The sequence below is a fragment of the Bdellovibrionales bacterium genome (genome assembly GCA_041662785.1).
In the GTDB taxonomy this organism is placed as follows: domain Bacteria; phylum Pseudomonadota; class Alphaproteobacteria; order UBA9219; family UBA9219; genus UBA8914.
In genome coordinates this window covers 215,752-240,515 of the sequence record JBAZRW010000001.1, presented here as the reverse complement: position 1 = coordinate 240,515, position 24,764 = coordinate 215,752, and the positions used below count along the sequence as shown (strand labels likewise).

Annotated in this window: 24 protein-coding genes; 16 read left to right on the top strand and 8 right to left on the bottom strand. The window is 53.4% G+C overall.

The annotated features are described in order from the left end of the window. Position 1 precedes the first annotated feature (1 nt). Genes hisA through hisC form a run of 3 tightly spaced genes read right to left on the bottom strand, consistent with a single transcriptional unit; the run spans position 2 to position 2,981 of the window. On the bottom strand, positions 2 to 742 hold the full coding sequence (gene hisA / locus WC612_01130; GenBank protein MFA6279381.1) for a 1-(5-phosphoribosyl)-5-[(5-phosphoribosylamino)methylideneamino]imidazole-4-carboxamide isomerase: 741 nt from the start codon (positions 740 to 742) through the stop codon (positions 2 to 4). Beyond that, positions 739 to 1,335: an imidazole glycerol phosphate synthase subunit HisH gene (hisH, locus tag WC612_01125; GenBank protein ID MFA6279380.1), complete on the bottom strand. Its 597-nt coding sequence runs from the start codon at positions 1,333 to 1,335 to the stop codon at positions 739 to 741. Before hisH ends, hisA begins: the two co-directional genes overlap by 4 nt. After that, positions 1,332 to 2,981, bottom strand: a complete 1,650-nt coding sequence (hisC, locus tag WC612_01120) for a histidinol-phosphate transaminase (protein MFA6279379.1) — start codon at positions 2,979 to 2,981, stop codon at positions 1,332 to 1,334. Before hisC ends, hisH begins: the two co-directional genes overlap by 4 nt. Before the next feature lie 377 nt (positions 2,982 to 3,358). Between hisC and secA the strand changes: the two genes are divergently transcribed. Further along, positions 3,359 to 6,094 carry a preprotein translocase subunit SecA gene (gene secA, locus WC612_01115; protein ID MFA6279378.1) on the top strand — a complete coding sequence of 912 codons (2,736 nt, stop codon included), beginning with the start codon at positions 3,359 to 3,361 and terminating at the stop codon, positions 6,092 to 6,094. A gap of 6 nt (positions 6,095 to 6,100) precedes the next feature. Here the strand turns inward: secA and WC612_01110 are convergent, their stop codons facing one another. Continuing rightward, the gene (locus WC612_01110) at positions 6,101 to 7,894 is read right to left on the bottom strand and encodes a cobaltochelatase subunit CobT (GenBank protein ID MFA6279377.1); all 1,794 of its coding nucleotides are present in this window, start codon (positions 7,892 to 7,894) and stop codon (positions 6,101 to 6,103) included. Positions 7,895 to 7,903: 9 nt separating this feature from the next. After that, the gene (gene cobS / locus WC612_01105; GenBank protein ID MFA6279376.1) at positions 7,904 to 8,881 is read right to left on the bottom strand and encodes a cobaltochelatase subunit CobS; all 978 of its coding nucleotides are present in this window, start codon (positions 8,879 to 8,881) and stop codon (positions 7,904 to 7,906) included. 313 nt (positions 8,882 to 9,194) lie between these two features. On the opposite strand from cobS, the gene WC612_01100 reads away from it, so the two are divergent. The 10 genes from WC612_01100 to rpoN all read left to right on the top strand — a co-directional run bounded on the left by WC612_01100 (position 9,195) and on the right by rpoN (position 19,411). Then, the gene (locus tag WC612_01100; GenBank protein ID MFA6279375.1) at positions 9,195 to 9,644 is read left to right on the top strand and encodes a ribbon-helix-helix domain-containing protein; all 450 of its coding nucleotides are present in this window, start codon (positions 9,195 to 9,197) and stop codon (positions 9,642 to 9,644) included. Between the two features lie 167 nt (positions 9,645 to 9,811). Then, positions 9,812 to 10,198 carry a response regulator gene (locus WC612_01095; protein MFA6279374.1) on the top strand — a complete coding sequence of 129 codons (387 nt, stop codon included), beginning with the start codon at positions 9,812 to 9,814 and terminating at the stop codon, positions 10,196 to 10,198. A gap of 27 nt (positions 10,199 to 10,225) precedes the next feature. Continuing rightward, positions 10,226 to 10,897 carry a protein phosphatase CheZ gene (locus WC612_01090; protein ID MFA6279373.1) on the top strand — a complete coding sequence of 224 codons (672 nt, stop codon included), beginning with the start codon at positions 10,226 to 10,228 and terminating at the stop codon, positions 10,895 to 10,897. Positions 10,898 to 11,221: 324 nt separating this feature from the next. Then, positions 11,222 to 14,272 (top strand): hypothetical protein, encoded by a 3,051-nt coding sequence (locus WC612_01085; protein MFA6279372.1) that lies wholly within the window; start codon positions 11,222 to 11,224, stop codon positions 14,270 to 14,272. A gap of 136 nt (positions 14,273 to 14,408) precedes the next feature. Next, positions 14,409 to 14,573 (top strand): hypothetical protein, encoded by a 165-nt coding sequence (locus WC612_01080; GenBank protein ID MFA6279371.1) that lies wholly within the window; start codon positions 14,409 to 14,411, stop codon positions 14,571 to 14,573. A gap of 140 nt (positions 14,574 to 14,713) precedes the next feature. Further along, entirely contained in the window at positions 14,714 to 15,574 is an 861-nt protein-coding gene (locus tag WC612_01075; GenBank protein ID MFA6279370.1) for a DUF4743 domain-containing protein, read from the top strand. Between the two features lie 17 nt (positions 15,575 to 15,591). Further along, complete coding sequence (lptC, locus tag WC612_01070; GenBank protein ID MFA6279369.1) at positions 15,592 to 16,299, top strand: LPS export ABC transporter periplasmic protein LptC; 708 nt, start codon at positions 15,592 to 15,594, stop codon at positions 16,297 to 16,299. Between the two features lie 5 nt (positions 16,300 to 16,304). Continuing rightward, a complete protein-coding gene (locus WC612_01065; protein ID MFA6279368.1) occupies positions 16,305 to 17,153 on the top strand; it encodes an LptA/OstA family protein in 849 nt (282 codons plus the stop codon). Further along, on the top strand, positions 17,150 to 17,950 hold the full coding sequence (gene lptB, locus WC612_01060) for an LPS export ABC transporter ATP-binding protein (protein MFA6279367.1): 801 nt from the start codon (positions 17,150 to 17,152) through the stop codon (positions 17,948 to 17,950). The genes WC612_01065 and lptB overlap by 4 nt, the downstream gene beginning before the upstream one ends. Positions 17,951 to 17,956: 6 nt before the next feature. After that, positions 17,957 to 19,411: an RNA polymerase factor sigma-54 gene (rpoN, locus tag WC612_01055; GenBank protein ID MFA6279366.1), complete on the top strand. Its 1,455-nt coding sequence runs from the start codon at positions 17,957 to 17,959 to the stop codon at positions 19,409 to 19,411. A 4-nt stretch (positions 19,412 to 19,415) separates the two neighbouring features. On the opposite strand, the gene WC612_01050 is transcribed toward rpoN, so the two are convergent. Further along, entirely contained in the window at positions 19,416 to 20,708 is a 1,293-nt protein-coding gene (locus tag WC612_01050) for a hypothetical protein (protein MFA6279365.1), read from the bottom strand. A 237-nt stretch (positions 20,709 to 20,945) separates the two neighbouring features. Between WC612_01050 and raiA the strand changes: the two genes are divergently transcribed. The 3 genes from raiA to WC612_01035 are packed head-to-tail and all read left to right on the top strand — an operon-like array spanning position 20,946 to position 22,320. Next, on the top strand, positions 20,946 to 21,599 hold the full coding sequence (gene raiA, locus WC612_01045) for a ribosome-associated translation inhibitor RaiA (protein ID MFA6279364.1): 654 nt from the start codon (positions 20,946 to 20,948) through the stop codon (positions 21,597 to 21,599). Between the two features lie 12 nt (positions 21,600 to 21,611). Then, the gene (gene ptsN, locus WC612_01040; protein ID MFA6279363.1) at positions 21,612 to 22,088 is read left to right on the top strand and encodes a PTS IIA-like nitrogen regulatory protein PtsN; all 477 of its coding nucleotides are present in this window, start codon (positions 21,612 to 21,614) and stop codon (positions 22,086 to 22,088) included. A gap of 46 nt (positions 22,089 to 22,134) precedes the next feature. Next, complete coding sequence (locus WC612_01035; GenBank protein MFA6279362.1) at positions 22,135 to 22,320, top strand: hypothetical protein; 186 nt, start codon at positions 22,135 to 22,137, stop codon at positions 22,318 to 22,320. Between the two features lie 14 nt (positions 22,321 to 22,334). Here the strand turns inward: WC612_01035 and WC612_01030 are convergent, their stop codons facing one another. Next, positions 22,335 to 22,745 carry a flagellar basal body rod C-terminal domain-containing protein gene (locus WC612_01030; protein MFA6279361.1) on the bottom strand — a complete coding sequence of 137 codons (411 nt, stop codon included), beginning with the start codon at positions 22,743 to 22,745 and terminating at the stop codon, positions 22,335 to 22,337. Between the two features lie 267 nt (positions 22,746 to 23,012). On the opposite strand from WC612_01030, the gene WC612_01025 reads away from it, so the two are divergent. Then, positions 23,013 to 23,252 (top strand): hypothetical protein, encoded by a 240-nt coding sequence (locus tag WC612_01025; protein MFA6279360.1) that lies wholly within the window; start codon positions 23,013 to 23,015, stop codon positions 23,250 to 23,252. Positions 23,253 to 23,439: 187 nt separating this feature from the next. Beyond that, a complete protein-coding gene (locus WC612_01020; protein ID MFA6279359.1) occupies positions 23,440 to 24,192 on the top strand; it encodes a hypothetical protein in 753 nt (250 codons plus the stop codon). Positions 24,193 to 24,203: 11 nt separating this feature from the next. On the opposite strand, the gene folK is transcribed toward WC612_01020, so the two are convergent. Further along, positions 24,204 to 24,710 (bottom strand): 2-amino-4-hydroxy-6-hydroxymethyldihydropteridine diphosphokinase, encoded by a 507-nt coding sequence (gene folK / locus WC612_01015; GenBank protein MFA6279358.1) that lies wholly within the window; start codon positions 24,708 to 24,710, stop codon positions 24,204 to 24,206. Positions 24,711 to 24,764: the final 54 nt, after the last annotated feature.

Genomic DNA, 24,764 nt, shown 5'->3' with positions numbered 1-24,764 from the left:
CCTAAGCCTCTTTTGTGGCGGCAATCGCCGCTTTAAGATCAATCGCGCCTTCGTACAAAGCTTTGCCGATAATCGCGCCGCCAAGACGCTGCGCTTCCAGTGCCATAACATCGTCCAGCGTGTTGACCCCGCCTGACGCCAACACGAAAAGGTCAGATCGTTTTTGCTGGATTTTGGCATAAAGAGAACGGTTCGCGCCTGTCATCATGCCGTCACGCGACACGTCCGTGCATAAAATGGTTTTAAGATCACTGCCGCGATAGGTGTCTAGTGCGTTCCACAAAGAATGGGCCGAGCCTTCTTGCCAGCCTTCTGTCACGACCTCGGGAAGACCCGTGGTGTTCAAAAGAACATCAAACGCTAGCACGATTTTATCGCCGCCGAATTTGTCAAGCCAAGCGCGAACAAGAGCGGGTTGCTTGATGGCAAGGCTGCCAATAATCACACGCGCCGCGCCCGTTGCAAGAAGGGCGGTAATGTCTTCTTTACGCCTTATGCCGCCGCCGACCTGAACCTTCAGCGCTGTTTGCTGCGTGATAGCCGTGATGAGCGAGAGCTGCTGCACGCAGCCCGCCTTCGCGCCGTCCAGATCGACAACGTGCAGCCACGTCGCGCCTGCGTCCTCAAAGGTTTTGGCTTGTGCGACGGGGTCGAAGGCATAGTGGGTCGCGGCGTCAAAATCACCTTGCGCCAGACGAACGCACGCGCCGTCTTTCAAATCAATGGCGGGAAAAAGGATCATGCGTTTTTCATCCCGATAAAGTTGCGAAGGATAAGGCTCCCCACCGCGCCAGAGCGCTCTGGGTGAAACTGGCAGCCCATAAAGTTGCCCTGCGCCGCGGTGGCTGTGAAGGACTGACCATAGGTCGTTTGCGCCAGCGTATAAGCGCCGACGGGCGCGGCAAAGCTGTGAACAAAATACACGAACGCGCCTTCCTGCACGCCTTGTAAAAGGGGGTGATCGCTTGCCGAAAGCTCTAGCTGATTCCAGCCCATATGCGGCAAGGGAAAGTTATGCGCGGCGGGAAGGTGCTGCACATTGCCCCCAATGATTCCAAGGCAATCCGCGCCTTCCTCTGATCGCGTGAACAGCAGTTGCATCCCCAAGCAAATGCCTAACACGGGTTGCGTCAGCGAGCGGATAACATCGTCTAGCCCTTTGGCGCGTAGGCTTCTCATCGCTGAGGCTGCCGTGCCAACACCGGGCAAAATCACGCGCTCAGCCGCCTGCAAAACCTTGGGATCATCCGTGATAACATTGTCTGCCTCCAAACGATTCAGCGCCGCCTGTACCGATGTTAAGTTGGCCACGCCGCTGTCAAGGATGGCAATCATAGGCTTCCTTTGGTCGAGGGGATGGTGTTGCCTTCTTGCGCTAAGGCTTGACGCAAGGCGCGGCCCAAAGCCTTGAACCCTGCCTCAATCTTGTGATGGTCATTCTCGCCGTTAAGCGTGATGTGGATCGCTGCGCCCAGCGCTTCGGCAAAGGAGTGGAAGAAATGCTGCACCATTTCCGTTGGCATTTCGCCCACGCGCTCGACCTTAAACGTGCCCATAAACACGCATGCGCCGCGTCCCGACAGGTCCAGCGTTACGCTGGCCAGTGTTTCATCCAGTGGCGTGGAAAAGCCATAGCGGCCAATGCCGCGCTTGTCGCCCAGCGCTTTTTTCATCGCCTCGCCAAGGGTCAGGGCACAATCCTCAATCGTGTGGTGCGCGTCGATACGCAGATCACCCTTGCACGTTAGGGCGAGGCCAAAGCCGCCATGCTGTGCGACTTGCTCCAGCATATGATCGAAAAAGCCGATGCCCGTGTCAATTTGTGCAAAAGACGGCGCATCCAGATTGACCGTTACATCAACTTGCGTTTCTTTGGTCTTGCGCGAAACATTGGTGAGCCTCAGCGTTTTTTTGCTGGCCGTTAAGGTGATGCCCAGCGCCTTAAGAAGAATGTCATTTTCTTCAGGCGTGCCCAGAGAAAAGCGCAAGGTATGGGGAATCGCGCAGACGTTGGGGCGCACGCGAATGCCATAACGCGCCAGCATCGTCGTTACCTCGTCCGCATCTTTAACTTGAATCAGGAAAAAGTTTGTCACGCTGTCGAAAACGCGTGTGACAAATGGCGATTGCGGCAGAAAGGCCGCGACCCTTGCTCGCTCGCTTTTCAAAAGGGAAAGACGCTCTTGTGCCAAAAGGAGTCCGCTGGGCGACAGCGCTTCCAGCGCCGCTTGCGCGGCGCTCTGCGCGATGGGATAGGGCGCGGTGATCCGCTGGATCATCTCGATAATCTCGTCGCTGGCGATCATAAAGCCGATCCGCTCGCCCGCCAGCGCGAAAGCCTTCGAAAGTGTGCGCAAAAGGACAAGATTTGGGTTGTTTTGAAGCTCATCTTGCAAGCCGCGCGGTTCATCCGTAAAGGCGACATAGGCTTCATCCGCGACGATGACCGAGCTATCCGCCCGCGCCTTGCACAGCGCCAGAATATCGGCCTTATTCACGGCATGCCCCATCGGCGCATTCGGTGTGGGAATAAAAATCAGTTTTGTGTTGGGCGTGCAGGTGGCCAAAATCGCGGGCACATCCAACTGACCGTTTTCCAGCAAAGGCACGGACAGCGTGGTCGCGCCTTGCGTAGCGGCGAACACCTGATACATTGTAAACGTCGGCGGGCAGATCAGGATTTCGTCCTGTCCTGCGCGGCAATAAAGGCGAATCAGCAGGTCGATGCACTCGCTGCTGCCGCGCCCCAAGGCGATTTTTTTGGCAGGCACATCATTGATTTGCGCGATCCGGTCTTGCAGCGCGTCCATCGCCTCGCCGATATAGCGGTTGACGGGGCACAGTGCGGCCAGCGGTCCCGCAGGCGGCCATGGGTTTTCGTTGGCATCAAGGCCGATGGCGGCGGTCGTGTTGCCCGACAGCGTCCTTGCGGAAACGTAGGGCTTAAGGGCAAAAAGATCGGGGCGCATCAGGTTTTTCATAGGCGTGTTTCCGTTTATAGGCCAAAAGCGTTCGTTAGTTTTATAGTCCGTTTTATCGTTGGCAGAAAAGACATTCGAATTTTTGGTCCGTTTTTGGCAAGTTCGCCGGCTCACGCCGTAACACCACACTATTACACTACGACACATAAAGCAAGCCTTTTTTTTTTAAAAACAGCCTTGCCCATGGCGGAGGGAGGGCGCGAGGCCGTTTTTTTATGGCTAGACCCTTGTTATTGGGTGGAAAAAAAAGGCAGTGATATCTTGCTTTTCAAAGACTTCGTCCCCATATAAAACGTCATGGGCGTCTTGTCGTGCAAGAGGCCTGATTCGTAAGGGGTAGACGCCCCTTAACTGACACTTCCGTTGAGGTTTTTTTGATGATTACAGCGTTGGCGCGTAAGTTTTTTGGTTCCCATAATGACCGGATTTTAAGGGCTCAAGATACCCTTGTCGCGTCGATTAACGCGTTAGAGCCGGATTTTCTCAAGCTGGACGATGCGCAGCTTCGCGCCAAGACGCTTGAGTTTAAGAGCCGTCTGGAAAAAGGCGAAACGCTGGATGACATTTTGCCCGAAGCTTTTGCGACGGTGCGTGAGGCCGCAAGGCGTGTTCTAGGCCAGCGCCATTTTGATGTTCAATTGCGTGGTGGCATCGTCCTTCACTCGGGCAAAATCGCCGAGATGAAAACGGGCGAGGGTAAAACGTTGGTGGCGACGCTGGCTGTTTACCTCAACGCGGTGTCGGGCAAGGGCGTGCATGTTGTCACGGTGAACGATTATCTGGCCAAGCGCGACAGCGCGTGGATGGGGCGTGTCTATGGCTTTTTGGGTTTGACGACGGGGTGCATTGTGCATGGCTTGACGGACGAAGAGCGTCAGGTTGCCTATAATGCCGACATCACTTATGGCACGAACAACGAGTTCGGCTTTGACTATTTGCGCGATAATATGAAGTTTGAAGCTAAGGAGCTTTGCCAGCGTCCCTTTAATTACGCCATCGTGGACGAGGTGGACAGCATCTTGATCGATGAGGCGCGCACGCCGCTGATTATCTCTGGCCCTGCCGAGGATTCGTCGGATCTTTATCTGAAGGTTGATGCGTTGATCCCGCAACTGATTGACGTTGACTATGAGCTGGACGAAAAGGCCAAGACGGCCACGCTGACCGAAGAGGGCAACGTACATATCGAAGAATTGCTGGGCGAAAGCGGCCTTTTGACACCGGGTGGCGGGCTTTATGACGCGCAGAACATTACGGTTGTGCATCACGTCAACCAAGCTTTGCGGGCGCATAAAATGTTTGCGCGCGACGTGGACTATATCGTCAAAGGCGGCAAGGTCATCATTATCGATGAGTTTACGGGGCGTATGATGGATGGTCGCCGTTACTCGGACGGACTGCATCAGGCGCTTGAGGCTAAGGAGCATGTGGCCATTCAGCGCGAAAACCAGACGCTTGCCTCGATCACGTTCCAAAATTACTTCCGCCTCTATCCCAAGCTGGCGGGCATGACGGGTACGGCGATGACCGAAGCGGCGGAGTTTGCCGAGATTTACAATCTTGAGACGGTGGAGATTCCAACGAATGTTCCTGCCGCCCGCATTGATAGCGAAGACGAAGTCTATGGCACGATGGCCGAGAAATATCAGGCCATCGCCCTTAAGATCAAAGAATGCCAAGACCGTGGCCAGCCCGTTTTGGTTGGTACGGTGTCGATTGAAAAATCGGAAGTGTTGTCCGATCTTTTGAAGAAAAACGGCATCAAGCACAGCGTTTTGAACGCCCGTTACCATGAGCAAGAAGCGACCATTATCGCGCAGGCGGGACGCAGCGGCACGGTCACGATTGCCACCAACATGGCGGGTCGCGGCACGGACATCCAAATGGGCGGCAATCTGGATATGCGCCTAGAGCAGGAGCTTGGCGGCATCACGGACAAGGCGGAATATGATCGCCGTGCGCAGGCCATTCGCGACGATATCGCCACCGACGCGCTAAAGGCGCGGGGGGCGGGCGGCCTGTTCGTGATTGGAACGGAGCGGCATGAATCACGCCGCATTGATAATCAGCTGCGTGGCCGCTCTGGCCGTCAGGGCGATCCGGGCTCATCGATGTTTTATCTATCGCTTGAAGATGATCTGATGCGCATTTTCGGCTCGGACAGGATGGAGGCCGTTTTGGCCAAGCTGGGGTTGCGCGGGGGCGAGAAAATCGCGCATCCGTGGATCAGCACCGCTTTGGAAAAGGCGCAGCAAAAGGTGGAAGCGCGTAACTTTGACGTTCGTAAAAACCTGCTTAAGTTTGACAATGTCATGAACGATCAGCGCAAAGTTATTTACGAACAGCGCAAAGATATCATGCACGCGGAGTCGGTCAGCGAGACGATCGTTGATTTGCGCCACGATATTATTCACACGATGGTGGTGCATGCCATTCCTCCCCATTCCTATCCTGAACAATGGGATTTAACGGGACTGAATGAGCGCGTGGCCGATCTGCTGGCGCTAGACCTCCCTATTATGGATTGGGGCCACGAAGAAGGCATCGCGGAAGAGGAAATGGAAGAGCGTATCCGCAAGGCCGCGGATGACACCATGGAAGCGAAGATTGCGACGGTCGGGGCTGAGCGTATGGCGATGGCGGAAAAAGCAGCGCTTCTGGGTCTTCTTGATGTGGCGTGGAAGGATCATTTGCTGGCGCTCGATCAATTGCGGCAGGGCATCCATTTGCGTGGCTATGGCCAGCGCGACCCGTTCAACGAATACAGCCGCGAGGCGTTCGGTTTGTTCCAAATGATGTTGGACAGCGTCCGCGAAACCGTGACCAAATCGCTGATGCACGCCAAGGTTCGTATGCCGACGCTGGAGGAATATGCCTCGGCTCGTCAAGCACAAGAGCTGCGCGAGTTGCACGGCCTAGCGCCAGAGGAAATGACGTTAGAGCAGTTGCAGGCCGCGCATGCGCAGGCGGCGGGGCATCGCTTGGCCACCCTTCCCATGCATCACACGTTTGATTCGCAGAATCCCGATACATGGCACAACACGCCGCGCAACGCGCTGTGTCCTTGCGGCAGTGGCAAGAAGTACAAGCACTGCCACGGCGCGGCAAGCTAAACGGATTTAATCAAACAGCGCGGCGAGCTGCTCGGTCATGGTGCCGCCCAGCTCTTCGACGTTCGTGAGCGTGACAGCGCGGCGGTAATAGCGCGTGACGTCGTGGCCAATGCCAATCGCGACCAGCTGAATGGGCGAGCGCGTCTCGATCCACTCGATTGCCGCCCTTAGGTGCAGATCAAGGTAATTGGCGGGATTGACCGCCAGCGTGGAATCATCCACAGGTGCACCATCCGAAATCACCATCAGAATGCGGCGATTTTCCGGTCTTGCGAGAAGGCGGCCATGGGCCCACAGCAACGCCTCGCCATCGATGTTTTCTTTTAAAAGACCCTCGCGCAGCATCAGGCCAAGGTTGACCCTTGCGCGGCGCCACGGCGTGTCTGCCTTTTTATAGATGATGTGGCGAAGCTCATTAAGGCGGCCCGGCTGTGGCGGTTTGATGGATTCCAGCCAAGCTTCTCGCGCCCGCCCACCTTTCCAGCTGCGCGTGGTAAAGCCCAGCACCTCTGTCTTCACGCCGCAGCGCTCTAGCGTCCGCGCCAGAATATCCGCGCTGGTGGCGGCCAGCGTAATGGGCCTGCCGCGCATAGAGCCTGAATTATCGATCAGAATTGTGACGATAGTATCGCGGAAGGGCGTTTCCTTTTCCATTTTGAACGAGAGCGGAACCATTGGGTTGGCCACAACCCGCGCAAGGCGAGCCGCGTCCAAAATGCCTTCCTCAAGATCGAAATCCCATGCGCGAACCTGCTGTGCCATCAAACGTCGCTGTAACTTGTTGGCAAGGCGGATGATCAGGTTTTGCGCATGACGTACCTGATAATCCAACAGGCGGCGAAGGCGTTGTAATTCGGCGGGTGGGCACAGATCCTGTGCCTCCACCGTTTCATCAAACGATGTTGTGAAAACGCGATAGGTCGTGACAGGCCCTTGCGATGGATCGCTTGACGTGGAGGGCAGGGCGCTTTCCTTCGCCTCATCCTTTTCTTCTTCGCCTGCGCCTTCAGCTTGTAAAGCGGTTTGATCAGCTTCGGCTTCCCCTTGCTCTTCTCCTTGCGCAGCGGCGGCTTGTTGCTGTTCCTCTGGCGCTTCTTCGTCTGGCGGCGGCGCGTTTTCGGGTGGGGCAGGATTTTCTGTCGCTGCGTTCGAGGCTGTTTTTACATTTTCTTTTTCGATCAAATCCAAGGACTGCAAAACCTGCCCGACTTCATTGGCAAAGGCGTTTTGATCGTGCAACGCGGCGCGAAGCTTGGGCCAATGCGGCGCAAGGGGGCCTTCTAAAAGGGGTCTCCAAACAGCCACGGCCTTTTGCGCGATGGGCGGGATGGGTTGGCCGGAAAGCGCTTCATGTGCCAGTAAATGCAGCACGTCGGCCAGAGGCGCGTCGGCGGTGGACTTGACAGCGCGAAAGCCTTTTTGCTGGCAATGATCGACCAGAACCACGCCGATATTGCTGCCAATCCCTGCCATGTGACGCGCACCAAGGGCCTCACAACGCGCTTGTTCCAGCGCGTCTGCGGCGCTGGCGGCTTGTGGGGAAAGGCGGGCGCTTACCGTTAAAGCAGGGTCGTGATAGCGCAGACGAACGGCGGCGGCATCCGCAAAACCGCGTACCAATGCTCGGTCGGCTTCGTTCAAGGTAGATGGAGGTTCTTGAATCTTGACGCGCTCGCCCTCAAGGCCGTCACCGCCTTGCACAAACGCGACCTCTATTTCTGCGCGGTGGCCGATGGCCTTGATGGCCGCCGCTGTTGCGCGCTTAAAGCGAAGCGCAGTTAGGGGATCGGGTTCTGTCATGCGTCGCGGCTAATCCCGAACCTCATGGCGGGTGGAAAACGCCAGTTCTTTATCTAGGCAGCGCTGATAAAACTCGGCAATCGCGGCGCGTTCGGCCTCGTCGCATTTATTGAGGAAGCTGAGGCGAAAGGCTGTGGCCGTATTCTTGAAAATCACGCAATTTTCGGCCCATGTGATAACGGTACGCGGCGACATGACCGTCGCAATATCGCCGTTCATAAAGCTTTGGCGTGTCAGGTTCGCCAGCGCTACCATCGCGGCGACTTCCTTTTTCTTTTCTGCGCCAGCAAAGGCGGGAACCTTGGCCTGCACAATCGCGATCTCTTCCTCTTCGGGTAAATAGTTGAGCGTGGCCACGATGTTCCAACGATCCATCTGGCCTTGGTTGATCTGTTGCGTGCCGTGATAAAGCCCTGTCGTGTCGCCAAGGCCGACCGTGTTGGCGGTCGCGAACAAACGAAAGGCGGGATGAGGATGAAGGACGCGGTTTTGATCAAGCAATGTCAGCTTGCCGTCCGCTTCCAACACACGCTGGATCACGAACATCACGTCGGGACGCCCCGCGTCGTATTCATCAAAGACTAAGGCCGCGGCGTTTTGCAGCGCCCACGGCAAAAGCCCTTCGCGGAATTCGGTAACTTGTTTTCCGTCGCGCAGCGCAATGGCATCTTTGCCGATCAAATCAATGCGGCTGATATGACTATCCAGATTGATGCGCACGCAAGGCCAGTTAAGACGCGCGGCCACTTGTTCGATATGCGTGGATTTGCCCGTGCCATGATAGCCTTGGATCATCACGCGGCGATTAAAGGCAAAGCCTGCCAGAATCGCCATCGTCGTATCATGGTCAAAGCGATAGGCCGGATCGATGGCGGGGACATGCTCATCGGTTTTTGAAAAGGCGGGAACTTGCCAATCTGTTTCAAGGCCAAAGGTTTTCTGGGCTGAAACGGTTCTATCGGGAAGGTTCTTTTCGTACGTTGTCATGGCGGGGTCATCTCATTTTCTATAAGAGCGATTTTTGTTTTTAGCATAAGCGACAAGACTTGTCGCGAAGGCTCACAGGGCGCGGAGAAACAAGAACAAAAGAAAAACGAAAACAACCACAGGTTGCCATGATTGTAGTGTGGCTAAAGAGGCACAAAACAAAATAAGACAATAACATACTAATATCTATGCAACCTATGATGGTTAATGTCACTTGTTTTAATATACCCATGCGTGTATACATGGATGTATTCACACACATCGTGTGTATATGTAGGCATTCTTCAACAACCCTTTAGTGTAGGAGAAAGAGATGTCCTCGATGTTTGATGTTAAGCCCCCTTTTGGGAAGGCAAGTCAGGTTGAACTTTGTGACAGACCCTCTGAGCTAAAAGAAAAATGTGGGCTGGTTAGCCGTAACATTACAATAGGAACGCATCGTACAAGTGTGAGGCTTGAGCCAGAGATGTGGACAGGTCTGCGCGAGATTTGTCGTCGTGAACATGTTTCTATCCATGATATCGCCACGGTTGTTGCCGTGAGAAAGGCGGAAGGATCGTCCTTGACGGCGGCCATCCGCGTTTTTGTCATGGCGTACTTCCGTATGGCGGCGACTGAGGATGGCCATAACAGCGCGGGGCATGGCCCTGGCGGGGCATATATGCGCTCTCTGACGCAAAAGCGCATGGAAGAGCAAGATAATCATGCCATAGGGTCTGGACAGGGTAAGGCCCCTTCTTTTCGGGCTACACATCACGCTTGAACCCTCCATATTTTGAATAATTTTGATTGTTATCAAAGGCCTTGAGGGCGATCCCCCTTTTTTCTGGAGGAAGACCCAAGAGTCGCCCTGTTGGTAACCATTTTTTTATGTTCTTGCTGCATTTTCATCTTAGCCCGAAGGGAACTAAGTAAAGAAGGAGCCAGCCTATGGCCGTTGATATGAATATGAACATTCTGATCGTCGATGATTATAAGACGATGCTCAGGATCATTGAAAATTTGCTCAAGCAGCTTGGCTTCAAGAACGTCACGCAGGCGACCGATGGATCTATGGCTCTTAAAATTTTGCGTGAAGGTACCTTTGGTTTGGTGATTTCCGACTGGAATATGGAGCCCATGACAGGCTTGCAGTTTCTGAAGGAAGTGCGCGCCGATGCCAAATTGCTTGGCACGCCGTTTATTATGGTGACGGCGGAAAGCAAGGTTGAGAACGTGGCCGCCGCCAAGGAAGCGGGCGTGAACAATTATATTGTTAAGCCCTTTAATGCTGAAACGCTTAAGCAGAAAATATCTGCCGTTCTTGGCGCTTTTTAATAACAGGTCATAAGCGGGAGAGCGACCATGGATGACAGCGAACGTTTATCAACGCTTGAGACGAGCCTACACAGCAAAATCGTTGCAGCGCATCAATCGGCGCACAGCCCTTTATCGGCTGAAGACATTACGGGGATTGTCCGTGAGGTCGTGGCGAGTTTGACGGGCGATGTGACGGTTTCGGATTTAAAATTTTATTCCGAGCTTGAGGAGTTGGCGACCTATATTCGCCATGCCAAGGAAGAAATTGCCGAAATCAAGCCCAAGGAAATCAGTGCCAGCCATATTCCTCATGCGACGGATGAGCTTGACGCCGTTGTTGGCGCGACGGAAGAGGCCACAAACAAAATTATGGATGTGTGCGATACGATTGGCGCCATCGCTGGCAATTGCGCGCCGGAAGTGAGTGAGCAATTGATTGCTTGCACGACAAGGATTTTTGAAGCCTGTAATTTTCAGGATATAACGGGGCAGCGCATTACAAAGGTTGTGCAGACCTTAAAATATATCGACCATAAGGTTGAGGCGCTTCTTAAGGCTCTTGGCGAAGAAATTCACCGAGAGGGCAGTGCCACGGGCGATGGTGCAGGGGGAGGCGCGGATGATAAAGATCTTGAAAAAGCTTTATTGAATGGCCCTCAATTGCCCAAGAACGCCATCGATCAGGACGAAATTGATCGTTTAATGTCGGGCTTTTGAAAAAAACTAACTATTTTTTTTCTTTGGTATGGGTTAAATGGTTAATACCAACGGCCATAACTACTGACTTTTATGGAAAGCATATCCCTTTAGCGTCATACCGGCGAAGGCCGGTATCCAGTCGCGCCGTGTCCACGGCGCACAAGAGTCTTATGCCGCGCGGACGCGCGGCGCTGGATCCCGCTTTTCAGCGGGATGACGAAAGGGGATTTGTTCGTCCATGTGTCATTAATTATAGACGTCGGTATAAGACCACTCTTAACCATGTTTTTCGCTATGCCGCGAGTTACCCTTTTTATAGCCTGTTTCCTGATAGCCTTTTTCTTGGCGCTATCCCCTTTGGGGGCGGCCGAAAAAACAGCGCAGGCCTCGGCGGGGGGGGCTTCCATCGTTTTAAGGACGGGGCAGCATCCTTTGTTTGATCGCGTCGTTTTCGACGCGCCCGTAGGTATGGGCTATAAGATCGAGCGGGCAGGGGAGCGGGTGGTTGTTCGTTTTTCCAAGGCGGCCAAGGCCGTTTTACCTCCTTCCAAGCTGGATCGTGCCAAGGGCTTTCAGGTTCTTGCTGGCGGTGATGGTTCCGCGCTCCTTGCTGTTTCTTTTTCTATCGCGGCGCAGGCGACCCTAAAAGATTTTATAAGCGATCGCTCGATTGTGATTGATGTAACGGGGCCGCAGGCTCGTGTGGTGGCGCTGCCTTCCCCCGACTTGCCCCCGCCGCCTGTGCAAAAACAGCCTCCTGCTGTTGAGGCATCACCGCCTGCCACGGCTGCCGTTGCTGCCGCAACGCCCGCCGTTCAAGAGACGGTAAAAGAGGAAGAGCCCCCTCCGCAGGAAGAGGCTAAAAAACAGGATCTGCCACCGGAGCCCGTTGAGGGCGAAAAAGCCCTGCCCGAATCGTTGGATCCTGTTCCTGCTCCCGCCCCCCTTGAGACTGTTGAAGCAAAGCAGGCCGAGCCTGCGCCATCGCAACCCGCCCTTAATTGGCCCCTTGCCTCAGAGACGAGACTGGATGCCAAGACGGAAAATGAAATCAGGACGATCACGCAAGAACATCCGCCGCAGCCCGTCGCCGTTTTTGATCCTAAAATTGAAGTCGGCACGGCGATTTTTGCGCGCGCAGGGTATGTGAACATTATCTTTGATCGCAAGCTTGTGGGCGATGCCCTTCTGACCTCGCCGCCGCCGCGCGTTAAGTTAGAGCCTATAGCGCTGCAACGACAAACCGGTTTTCGCATTGCCGTTCCCGATCAGGTTAGCGTTCGGGCCACGCGCAAAGGGACGGCGTGGGAGATATATTTGGTTCCGCAGGGCGAAACCGCGTTGCTTTCAACTGAATTCCTCTCGCAGCCTAATTTTGCCTTGGGGGCGCGTCTTTTGCTTCCTTCTGCTAACCCTCCAGAGCCTGTGATGCTCCGCGATCCCGTCGTTGGGGATGATTTAATTGTGATCCCCTTTAAAGAGACGGGCGCTTTTACGTTAAAAAGACGCCTGTCTGATTTTTTGGTTATTCCTGCGGTGCAGGGGCTTGTGATCAAGCCGTGGCATGAGAAAGTCACGGCGCGGATTGTGCCGGACGGGATCGAGATCTCTGCGGAAGGGGGGCTGAAACTTTCGCCCCTTAGGGACATGGGGCGCGATCCTCATAGGGCTTATAAGGGCGGTGCCAATGAAAAGCCCTTGTTTGATTTTGAAAGATGGCGCGGGCAAGAAGGCGAAACCTTTACACAAACGCAGCAAAAATTGATGCAGACCGTCATAGCCGTTTCCGAGGAAGAGCGCGTTTTGCCACGGCTTGACCTTGCGCGGCTCTATTTTTCGCATGGCATGGGGTATGAGGCGCTGGCGCTTCTTGAGCTTATTCGCAAGGCGCTTCCTGAAATTGAAGTTTACCCCGATTTTCTCGCTTTGCGCGGCGCTGTTCGTTTGCTGACAGGGCGGGTGCAAGAGGGCTTAGCGGATCTATCGCAGCCAGCGTTAAAGGATCAGGCGGATATTGTTCTTTGGCGTGCTTATGGGGCGGCGCTTTCGCGTGATTTTGTATCGGCGCGCGAGCTCTTTAATTTATCGCGCGGGACGCTTGAACAATATGGGGATCCGCTATTTTCGCAATTTGTCATTTTGGCGACCGAGTCCGCGTTGGCTCTTGATCAAGACAAAGAGGCCACTGAATGGCTTTACAAGCTAGAGGCAAAAGAATCCCTTTCTCCTGCTGCGCTTTCGGCCACACGTTATTTGCGCGGTGTCCTTTACAGCAAGAGTGGGCAGGCTGAGAAGGCTGAAGCTCTTTGGAAGCAAGTTGTGCGGGGTGCGGATCGTCTTTATAAAATTCGCGCAGAGCTGGCTCTTATCGATTTGGGCGTGGCGACAAAATCCTTGACCCCCAAGCAGGCGGTCGATCGTTTGGAAGGGCTGCGCTATGCGTGGCGAGGCGATGATCTTGAGCTTGATATTTTAAAGCGTCTAGGTGGCTATTATCTGGAGGCCAAGGATTTCAAGGCCGGTTTTGCCGTGTTGTCACAGGCTTTGCGTTTATTCCCATCGTCGCCGCAAACGACGGCGTTGCGAACGGATATGATCAAGACGTTCCATGATGTCTATATGACGGATCTTGGCCGTGATATGTCGCCTATCGATGCTCTTTCCCTTTATACCGATCATCAGGACTTAATTCCGGCCGGAGAAGAAGGGAATGACGTTCGCAGCAATCTGGCCGAGCGCCTTGTGGATATTGATTTATTGGATCAGGCAGCCAAACTCCTTGAAGCCCTAATCAAGAACAGCACGAAGCCGGAAGAAAAAGCGCAAACGCTCACGCGCCTTGCGGGGGTTCGGCTTTTGGACCACAAGGCTGAGGCGGCCTTGGCCCTTCTCGACCAAAGCCAAGGCGATGCGGCGACCTTGTCGCAAAAGACAAAGGACGAGCGGCAATTGCTCCGTGCGCGTGCCTTGTCCGAGATGGGTAAATATCAAGAGGCTCTGGCGGCCTTGCCAGAAGGAAGTGGCCAGTCCACCCTCTTGCTCCGCGCCGATATGGCCCTTCGCGCCAAACAGTGGGGCGATGCGACCAAGGCGTTGCTGGCGCTCGTGGGGCCGCTTAAGGCAGGGGTGTCTTTAAACGAGGAACAGGCCACGTGGCTTGTTCATGCGGTGGTCGCTATGGCGCAGGCGGGGGATTTGACGGGGCTTGACCACGCGGCGGCGGAATATGGGGCCGCTATGGATAAAACCAGCAAGGCGGGCGTGTTTCATGTCCTGACAAGCCCCGAGAAAATGACGGGCATGAAGGATATTTATGCGGTTCAGGGCCGTTTGTCTGATGTTGACATGTTCCGCAGCGTTCTGGACTCGTACAGAAAAGACAAGAAAAACTGATGGTTGTGGGGGAATCCTCACGTTATTAATGAATTATTAACTTCTTTATAAAAATAAGCCGCAATCTTATTCATTTCGCAATCATTATGAGGCATAATAGAAATCATAAAGAGATTCATAGTTGATGGAGATACTCATGACAGGCATTGGGGTCATAGCTCAACAAGGAGCCATTTCTACGCAAGTTGCAACGGCTAGTGTGCCGCTGGCGGCGGCAGCGCCGGTTCAAGTCGAACAAGCGCCCCCTCCGCCGCCACCGGTAGAGTCTGGTCGCGGTACGACGGTTGACACAAGCGCTTAGCTTTTGGCGCTTGATCTAAGTGCATCGTAAGAACAGGGAAGAGGCGGCCTCCGCGCGTGATGGTGCGGGGGCCGTTTTCATTTGCCTTTTCGTCGTGATGCCGTAAAAGTCCCAAGGTCTATGTTTGTAGAGTGCTTTTAATGATTGAGACCTCCGGCTTTATGCGGCATGTCCGCGCTTGCACCCATCACAACCTGTCGTTGTTGATGCCTTTTATTGTGGGCGGCTTTTCTGTGGGCTGGGTGAGGCGAGAGATTGGGTTGTTCTTGGGGGAAGAAGAGGGCTTTGAGATTCAAAGCGATTCTCTGATCCTTGCGCCGCCCCATGATGCGTTTGAGCCGCGCACAGTTGCTTTGTGGAAGGCCAGCTGTCTCCTTTCCGATTTTCATGGTGTTCCGCTGCACGGCGAGATTTATCCCGTTCTTCAAAAGTGGGGCGATGAGTCGCTCGCGAGGATCGACCGCGCCGCTATCCCTTGGTTTGGGGTCAAGGGGCATGGCGTGCATGTAAACGGCTTTGTGCGCCGCGCAGACGGGCTTTATTTGTGGATTGCCGAACGCGCTACGGACAGACGGATCGATCCTGGCAAGTTGGATAACATGATTGGTGGTGGCTTGCCTTTAGGCCTCAGCATTGCGGAAAATCTTCTTAAAGAAGCGTGGGAAGAGGCAGGGCTTAGCCCCGACATTGTGAAAAGCGCCGTGGTTACTGGCTCGCTCAGCTATAAGGTTGAAAAGATGAAGGGTCTACGTAACGACACGCTCTTTATCTTTGATTTGGAGATGGAGGAAGGCGTTGTCCCCACCAATACGGACGGCGAAGTCGGCAGCTTTACGCTGATGCCTGTGCAAGAGGTGTTGGCTTTGGTGCGCGAGACGGATCGCTTTAAGTTCAATTGCAATCTGGTTTTGATCGACTTCTTCTTGCGTCATAACGTGATTACGCCGGATGATTCAGAGTACGCCTCCCTTCAAACGGCGATGGACGCCCTTAGAGCTTAAGGTTTATACTAACAGACATGACACAGCCCATCCCTCCAGCAGAACCCTCAGAGGAAAAGCGGGACACGCTGGCGACGCTTCGTCCGCGAGACACAAGCCGCGCCAAGGCCGATAGCCAAGGCTATAGCCGCTTTGTGGGGCTTTTGCGTTGGGTCTTGCCTGTAACCGTATTGCTAGGGATCGTCCTCCTCCTTCTTTGGCCGATGTGGAATTCCAACATCGTTTCACTGACCGTTGTCGATAATGTCCCGAATTTGATGGTCGAAAAGCTCAACCTTAACGGGCTGGATGCCAAAAGCCATCCCTATACGCTTACGGCGGACAGGGCGCTTCAGGCGGCCACCAGCAAGAATTTGATCGATTTAGAGGGGCCCAAGGGAGAGTTGGCCTTAGATAACGGCGCGTGGCTGGATGGGCGGGCGGATCGTGGCTGCCTTGACCAAAACACAAAACAATTATGGCTTGGCGGCAATGTCGAGTTTTTCCACGATAAGGGGTATCGTTTTTCCTCTAGCGAAATGAATGTCGATATGCCCAAAGGCCTCGCGTGGGGAACTCAACCAGTTGTTATCAATGGAAACTTTGGTGTTATTCGGGGGGCGGGGTTCCGCGCGCTGGATTCGGGGCGCACGATTGTAGTAACGGGGCCCGCGACGGCCACACTTGATTTGCAGGAAAGGCCTCGCTCTGATAAACCTAATGTCAATCATTCCCCCTCACGATAGGCTTTATGATTTTGCGCATATTCTTCCTCCTTGTTTTTTCTCTTGGCTTTTTTCTTGGGGCCGCGCCGCCTTGCGCCGCGCAGCAAGGCCCCATTGAGATTTCTGCCGATGAAAGCCTTGAATGGTATCAGGACACGCAGCTTTATGTGGCGCGTGGCAAGGCCAAAGCTGTGCGCGACGACAAGACGATTGAGGCCGATATTCTGACAGCGCATCAACGCGATACCAAAGTGCAGCCTGTCCCTACTACCAAGGGGAAGGAACAAGACAAGCCTCAGGCCTTAGGCGGCGACATTGACCGCATGACCGCCGAAGGCAACGTGCATTTTTATAGCCCTACGCAGCAGGTTTTTGGGCAAAAGGCCGTGTATGATGCGGACAGCGGCTTTATCAAAGTGACGGGCGATAATCTGAAGTTGATCACGGAAAAGAATGTTGTGACGGCCAAGGACTCGTTGGAATACGACGAAAACAAGAAAACGGCCATCGCGCGGGGGCATGCTATTGGCGAGCAAGGCGCGAACCGCGTTGAGGCCGATGTGCTGACCGCGCACTTTGCGCCCAATCCCCAAGGCCAACTGGCGATGACGGATTTGATCGCCAAAGGCAACGTCATTATCGTGACCAAGGATGGTGGCATCTCGCGCGGCGATGAGGGTGTGTACGATACCCAAAAGAACAGCGCCGTTTTGTCCAATCATGTCCGCATCACGCGCGGACAGACGCAACTGGCGGGCGATAAAGCCCTTGTCGATTTCACAAGCGGTCAAAGCCGCCTGATCAATAGTGGATCGGGTCGCGTTCGCGTCCTTTTGCCTTCTTCAAGCGCGAAAAAAGAAAAGGCCAAGCCATGAAGGTAAAACGCGCCGGAAAGATCATCCCGTTTGCAGGAGACCCTGCCGCGACGGCTCTTGTCTCCCCTGAGGTAGGGGCGGGGCTAGAGGCGGCCCATCTGGGCAAGCAGTATCGTGGTCGCCCCGTTCTGCATGATGTGAGCCTGTCCTTGCGGCGCGGCGAAGTCGTGGGTCTTTTGGGGCCAAATGGCGCGGGCAAGACAACGTGTTTTTATATGCTCACGGGGCTTATCACGCCCGATATGGGCACAATTGCTATCGATGGCATGGACGTTTCCGCCTTGCCCATGTATCGCCGGGCGCGCCTTGGCCTTAGCTATCTGCCTCAGGAAGCTTCTATCTTTCGCGGCCTGAATGTCGAGGATAATATCCGCGCGATTTTGGAAGTGATCGAACCTGATCGCGATACGCGGGAAGCGATGCTGGACGATCTTTTGGTCGAGTTTGGCATTACGCATTTGCGCCGTGCCCCCGCCATGGCTCTTTCGGGCGGTGAGCGACGGCGCGTTGAAATCGCACGAGCGCTTGCCTCGCAGCCCCATTTCCTCCTTCTTGATGAGCCTTTTGCGGGCATCGATCCTATTGCTCTTGGCGATATTCGCGATTTGGTCGTTCATTTGCGTGATCGTGGTCTTGGCGTTCTTATTACCGATCACAATGTTCGCGCTACGCTAGAGATTGTGGATCGCGCTTCGATCATCCACGATGGCCGCGTCTTGATGGAAGGCACGCCCGATGAGATTGTCGCGCATGCCGACGTTCGCCGCGTCTATCTGGGCGACGAGTTCCGGATGTAAGGCGCGATGGTTTCTTCCCCCCGCCTTGATCTTCGCACCACGCAGTCCCTTGTGATGACGCCGCAATTGCAGCAGGCGATCAAGCTGCTGCAACTGTCCAATCAGGATCTGTGCGCGTTCGTCGCGGGCGAGCTGGAAAACAACCCGTTTTTAGAAAGCGGCGAGGGAGAGGATTTCTCTTCGGGGGGCGAGGCATCCTCTGAACAAGAAACGGGCATCACTCTTGATGGTGAGACGCAAGGCGAGGGTGGCGAGAAAACCGATGTTGCCGCGCCGGATGAACAGGCGTTTGACACCTATGACTCGCAGGGGTCTAGCGGCGGCGAGTATGATCCTTCGGCCCCGCATCATGATTGGGCCGAAAATGTGGCTGAGGCTCCCAGCCTGCGCGACCATTTGCTTAGCCAGATTCATATGGATTTTTCTGATCCTGCCGAATGTATGATGGCCGCCGCGATGGTCGAGCTTTTGGACGATGCGGGTTATCTTCCCGCTGATTTGGATGTTGTGCGTGCGCAGCTTGGTGTTACGTCCGTCTTTTTCGATTCGATTATTAGCCGTTTGCAACGCCTTGACCCCTTGGGCATCTTTGCGCGGTCGCTGAAGGAATGTCTGACGATCCAACTGCGCGAGAAAAACAGGTTGGATCCTGCGATGGCTATACTTTTGGAGAACCTAGAGCTGGTCGCCAAACGCGAACGCGCCTCGCTGATGCGCCTGTGCGGGGTCGATAGCGAAGATCTGACTGACATGATTTCTGAAATCCGCGCCCTGACGCCTAAGCCTGCGCTGGCTTTTACGGCGGATGTCGCGCCGCCCATTACGCCCGATGTATTGTTGACTCCTATTGCAGGCGGTGGTTGGCACATTGAATTGAACAACGATACGCTGCCGCGGGTTCTGGCCAATGAATCTTTTTATGAAAAGATTATCGGGGGCGCGCGTGCCAGTGCGGACAAAGCCTATTTGTCTGATAAATGGCAGCAAGCCAATTGGCTTGTTAAAGCCCTGCACCAACGGGCAACGACGATCCTGAAAGTTGCTTCGGAAATTGTTAAACAACAGGACAAGTTTTTTATCTATGGCGTGCAGCATCTTAAGCCGCTTATCCTGCGTGACATTGCCGAGGTGATCGAGATGCATGAATCGACGGTGTCCCGCGTTACGCAAAACAAATACATCGCCACGCCACGTGGCATGTTTGAGCTGAAATACTTTTTTACAGGCTCCCTGCCTACGACAGGTGGAGGGGCTGAAGGCGTCTCAACCCTTGCTGTGCGTGAGCGGATCAAGGCGCTGATCGATGCGGAAGTGTCAACGGCCATTCTATCGGATGATCGCTTGATGGAAATGCTTCGTGCCGAAGGCATCGACATCGCGCGGCGCACCGTCGCCAAATACCGCGAAAGTCTGCACATCCCCACTTCAGCGCAGAGGCGACGAGAAAAGCGGGATGTTTAGGGAGCTATTTTGTTAGCGCATAGGGATTGGCGCGAACGCCCAAAAGGGGTGAAACGTCAGCCCTTGGCGTTGGCTGGGGCGCCATCTTTTTTTGAAAGTATTTTAACGCTTCTTGTGCTCCCGCTATAATGGTTTTTTGGTAGGGGGAAGCAAGCGTGTTGACATCTACGGCGGCTATAGCTCCTAAACGCTTTTCGTAGAGAGCCATAATTTCTTCTTCTTTTTGGGGAAAAACGTCTCCCTCAACCTCGCAACCTGTTTTTTGATATAAAAGAGCAAGGTCTCCGTGACCCATCTGTATTTCTGTGATCGTTGGTTTTTCTAGAAAAGGAGCGGGAATGGGCATGTCTGGCGCAACTTTTGTCATGTATTGTGCTATCGCGAAATGCGTCGCGTGTGTTGCATCGTTAGCGAGGGCAGTTTGCAAAGCGCGTTGCATCATATAATCGTACACGAAGACTTTATTGTTCAAAAGATTGATAAAGGTTTTGGCCATGCTCAGATCAGCGGAAGCTTCAGCGTTAAGCTCGTCTTGTTTTTCCGTGATCACAAGAGCGGCTTGCTCTGAAATACCGTCTCTATCAAAGGTAAAAGCAGAAGGTTTAAACCAAGAATAACCGACGTGGTCAAATTCATGTGAAGCGAGGGCTAGGCGAACAAGAAGGGGGCTGTGCCCCAAGGCTTCTTGCAGGCCCTTTAAGCCAGTGTTTGAATCAAAAAAGGCGGCATCTTCGCTAGTAGGTTTATAAATATTATCGCCGTCCAATACGACCAGATAAAAAGGCGTCCTTAGGTTAGTAATAAGTTGAAGGACAAACGTTTTTTCTTTGTCACCTTCTCGATCACCAGTAGAAATTAAATTGAGCAGGCTCGCCTCGGATAAAGTTTTAAGAGCAGTCTGAAATTCTTGATCCTGTTTTTCCCCCGTAAGCGACTTGGCGTGACTTAAAACAAAATTGGATAGTTCCCCCCTTGCTTTATTATAGGCGCTCTCTTTTAATCCCCCATTCTCTCTATTGCCGCGCACCGATTTTTTGATGGTGTTTTTTAGCTCGTTGAATTCATTATAGCCAATCACGCGAAAAGGAACGCCTTTTGTCTCTGCGATTAAGGCTTTATTGATTTCCTCTTGGACAGAAGGATCGAGAGGAGGCGCTTTATAAAACCCTGCACAGCCGATCAAGACCTGCGAGATCACAATTAGCGGTAACGCCTTTTGTAAAAGCGGCGAGGCTCTGGTGAGAAGCTTTTGTCCCGCTCTCTTGAATTGATTTAAAAGAGTCATGGTGTTTAACAAAAATCGCCCTTGTTTTTATTCCCCTACCCTATCACAAAATGGTTAGGATTTGGCTGACGGGGCGGCGTTTTGTTGTTAAGGACTTTTTTACCAAGACGGCCTTGAGAATAAGAAAGTATTATCCAACAAAATCAAGGATACTCCTTCCTCATTGCCGACAAGGCTTGACTCCTTGGGGCAAGCAGCTATCTTGGCTCTCTTGCTGGGGGCAAAGGTTCCTTGGCGCAGGTGGCCCGCATGAGGCTTCTTCTTTCGACAAAGAAGGGTCTCTTTAAACAGGGTCTTTTCGTAACGATCAACTTTTCAGGTTTTTTCATGCAACTTTCCGTTAAAGGCAAGCAAATTGATGTTGGCGACGCTTTGCGTCAACATGTTGAAACACAGCTTGGCGAAATCATTGGTAAATTTTTCAGTGAATCTCTTGATGCCAACATCACGTTTTCGCGCGAAGCTCATATGTTTCGTGCTGACATTACCGTTCATGCCGGTCGCGGCCTTGTGCTGCAAAGCAACGCCAGCGCGGCAGAGCCTTACCCTGCCTTTGATCAAGCCGCTGAGAGAATTGCCGAGCGTCTCCGCCGCCATAAAAACCGTCTGAAGAATCATCATCAAGAACAACCTGTCGCTCAGGCCGTTATTGCGCAATCTTTTGTTTTGAATGCCGAGCAGGCCGACGAAACAGAGGCGGGTCATGATAATCCGCTTGTTGTGGCCGAGATGACAACCCCGATTGAAATGCTAACAGTTAGCCAAGCCGTGATGCGTCTTGATCTTGGCGATCTGCCTGCCTTGATGTTCCGGAACAAGGCCCATGGTGGCCTTAACATGATCTACCGCCGCGCCGACAGCAACATTGGCTGGGTCGACCCTAGCGATAGCTCTAAAGCGTAAGGACAACAGGCGATGAACAAGCCCGCCGCTCTTTGCGATTTGCTCGGATCCAAGGCCGTCTTGGCCGATCTTGCCGCAACGGACAAAAAACAAATCATTCAGGCCCTCGCGCAGCATGCGGCTGCGCAGTTGGGTCTGGAAGAGCATGTTGTGTTCGATGTTTTGTGGGAGCGTGAAAAGCTGGGCACGACAGGGGTCGGGCAAGGCATCGCCATTCCTCACGGACGGGTCGCGGGGCTTGAGAAGGTCTGCGGCTTTTTTGTTCGGCTGGGAACCCCTGTTGATTTTGATTCCATTGATCAGCGTCCCGTTGATTTGGTTTTTCTTTTGTTGGCGCCGGAATCAGCGGGAGCCGATCACCTTCATGCTTTGGCCGCTGTCTCGCGTGTCTTACGCGACGACAGTCTTTGCGAGAAGCTGCGTCAGGCCAAGAGCGTATCGGCTCTGTCCGCCCTCCTTTGCAATACGTCGACAGCTGAAGCGGCCTAAAACAGCGGCCCTTGACAAAAGCGGGCGCCTAGGGTGACATAAACGCATGCAACAGCAGAAAAAGAAAAAAGAATCCGAATGGCCGTCCCTTGTTTTCGGAATTATTTTTATTGTCTCTGGCGTGTTGTTGGTTGCGTATATTGTCGCGAACGCGAAACCAGAAAAGCCGTGGATATGCGATACCGCAGGGCGCACAAAGTCCCTCACACAATTCGGCTCCTGTCATAAATAAAAAAGAAGGTGTTTTTACGCCAGCGTGTTGACAAGCGTTTCTTCAGTGCGCTTTGCTGCCGCGATCACTTTGGCATTTGCCTTATAGGCAAGCTCCGCCATCATCGTATCCACAATCTCTTTTGTAAGATCAACATTCGGCACGGCGATCAACCCTTCTGCATTGGCATCAGGCGAGGTCACATCACGCGCCACACTATAAGGGCGATCGCGTGGTATGATGGCTGTGGTGACGCCCAAATGATTGTCCCCGACATCATTGGAAAGCGTGATCACATCGGTTGGTTGATACGATGTTGCCTTTTTTTCAGAAGAATTCGGAAGGCGACCTGTTGACGAAGCATTAACGATATTCGTCACCGCATTTGAAAAACGAGTGGCCGCCGCGTTCATGCCGGAAATGGCGCTAGAAAAAATACTGGACATATTTGTTTTCCTTACACAATTGAGCCAATCACCTTTTCACGTTTACTTATTATACACGATTACGGTTAATAGTTTGTCAATAAAACCTTCGAAAACCCTAAGGTTTCAGCCAAAAATTCGTACTTTTTCTTCAAAAAAAGTGGCCGCTATTAACTTCAGATTCAGCAATGCGCGCTAAGGTGAATATATCAAGAGAGACACATCGACTGAGTCGCTTTTGATAAGGAGCCGCCAAAAGCGGATAAACTCAAACCAAAGAGAACTACCATGGCACAGGAATTCGACTATCAGTATCTTGCTCCGTCAACCGATGAAACCTTAGAGAGGCTCATCGCGATGACCAACCAGACCAATCTGGTTGCGCTTGACAAGACTCTGTCCGCCATCCGTCGCTCGACCGGTAGCTATGCCGCCGCCGCCGCCCGTGTGGGCAGCATTGGCGAACGCATGGTCCGTGCGGTGCACGAGGTGGGATTGACCCTGCCAGCGCATCAGCGCGCGGTTTAACAACCGGCCTCCTTAACGAGTTTTGGCTGCAGCCTTTTGCAGCCTTCGATAAGGGCCCGCGAAAGCGGGCCCTTATCTTTTTGCAAAAAGTTACGAATTCCTTTGATTATGGTTAGCAAATCCTTTGAATCCGGTTACGATTGGCTTAATCTTGTCCACGCGTGAATCGTTTTAAAGGAATTCCCCCATGCAATACTCAAATGTTCTGATCGGGACGCCTTGTTACGGCGGACTTGTGACCCACGTTTATATGGAGTCTGTTTTACGTTTGTTGGCCTATGGCGCCTCGCGCAACATTATGTTCACGCTTGGCTTGCTGGCGCACGACTCCCTTGTGCCGCGCGCGCGCAATACGCTGGTGGCAAAGTTTTTGGATATGCCCGGCTTGACCCATCTTTTCTTTATTGATGCCGATATTGGCTTTCCGCCAGAGGCGCTGTCGCGCATGCTGGACATGGATCAAGAGGTTGTGGCGGGCATGTACCCGCTAAAGGTTATCCATTGGCCCCAAGTGGCCAAGCATGCGACCACGGCAAGCGAAGACGAGCTGCCTCATGCAGGGCTTAATTACGTCGGCATTCCTTGCAAAGGCGACGAGCTAGAGGAGAAGAACGGCTTTGTGACGGGCAGTTATGCGGGGACGGGCTTTATGCTCATTAAGCGCAGCGCGGCGGAGAAGATGGTCGCCGCTTATCCTGAAACAAAATATAAGATGGCGCAGACCTATCCTATCCCGAAAAACCCAAGCCAGAATAATTATAATTTGTTCGATTGCGTTGTGGATACCGAAACGGGCACGTACTTAAGCGAAGACTTTACCTTCTGCCATCGCTGGCGGAAGCTTGGCGGCAAGATATGGTTGGATCGCGAAACGAAACTGATGCATGTCGGCAATTTCCAGTTTCAAGGCGATCCTGCGGACTCGCTGCGGTTTGTTTAGAATCTAGAGCCCTAAAGCGTATCGATGAGGGTAATGATGTCCTCTTTGGGGAGTTCGTCCCACAGGGCCTGAACCGTTTTTCCAAGATCCGGATGAACCCACTCAGGGCATATGTCGGCCAAGGGCTTGAGGACGAAGGAGCGCTCACTCATCAATTTGTGAGGGATGACCAGATTGGCCGTGTGCATGACCAAATCATCAAAAAAAACAATATCAATATCGATGGTTCGTGGGCCATAGTGAAAGGTTGGCAGCCGTCCCAGCGATAGTTCAATGTCCTTGATGGTGTACAGAAGGCCTTTTGGGTCAAAGATCGTTGTGCCCCATAAGGCGGCGTTCAGAAAAAGAGGCTGATCGCCGGCATAGGCCGAAATCGTTTCATAAACGTCAGAGCAAGCCTTAAGCGTGACATAAGGCGCAAGCGCTTCTTTGGCCTTGCGAAGGTAAGCAAGGCGGTCACCAACATTCGATCCAAGGCTAAGCGCCACGGTGTGTTGTTTGGGGCTGTTTTCATTCATAGCGCCCGCATCATGACGTTCTTTGGCCCGACATGCAACAGGTGAGCAGGGTTA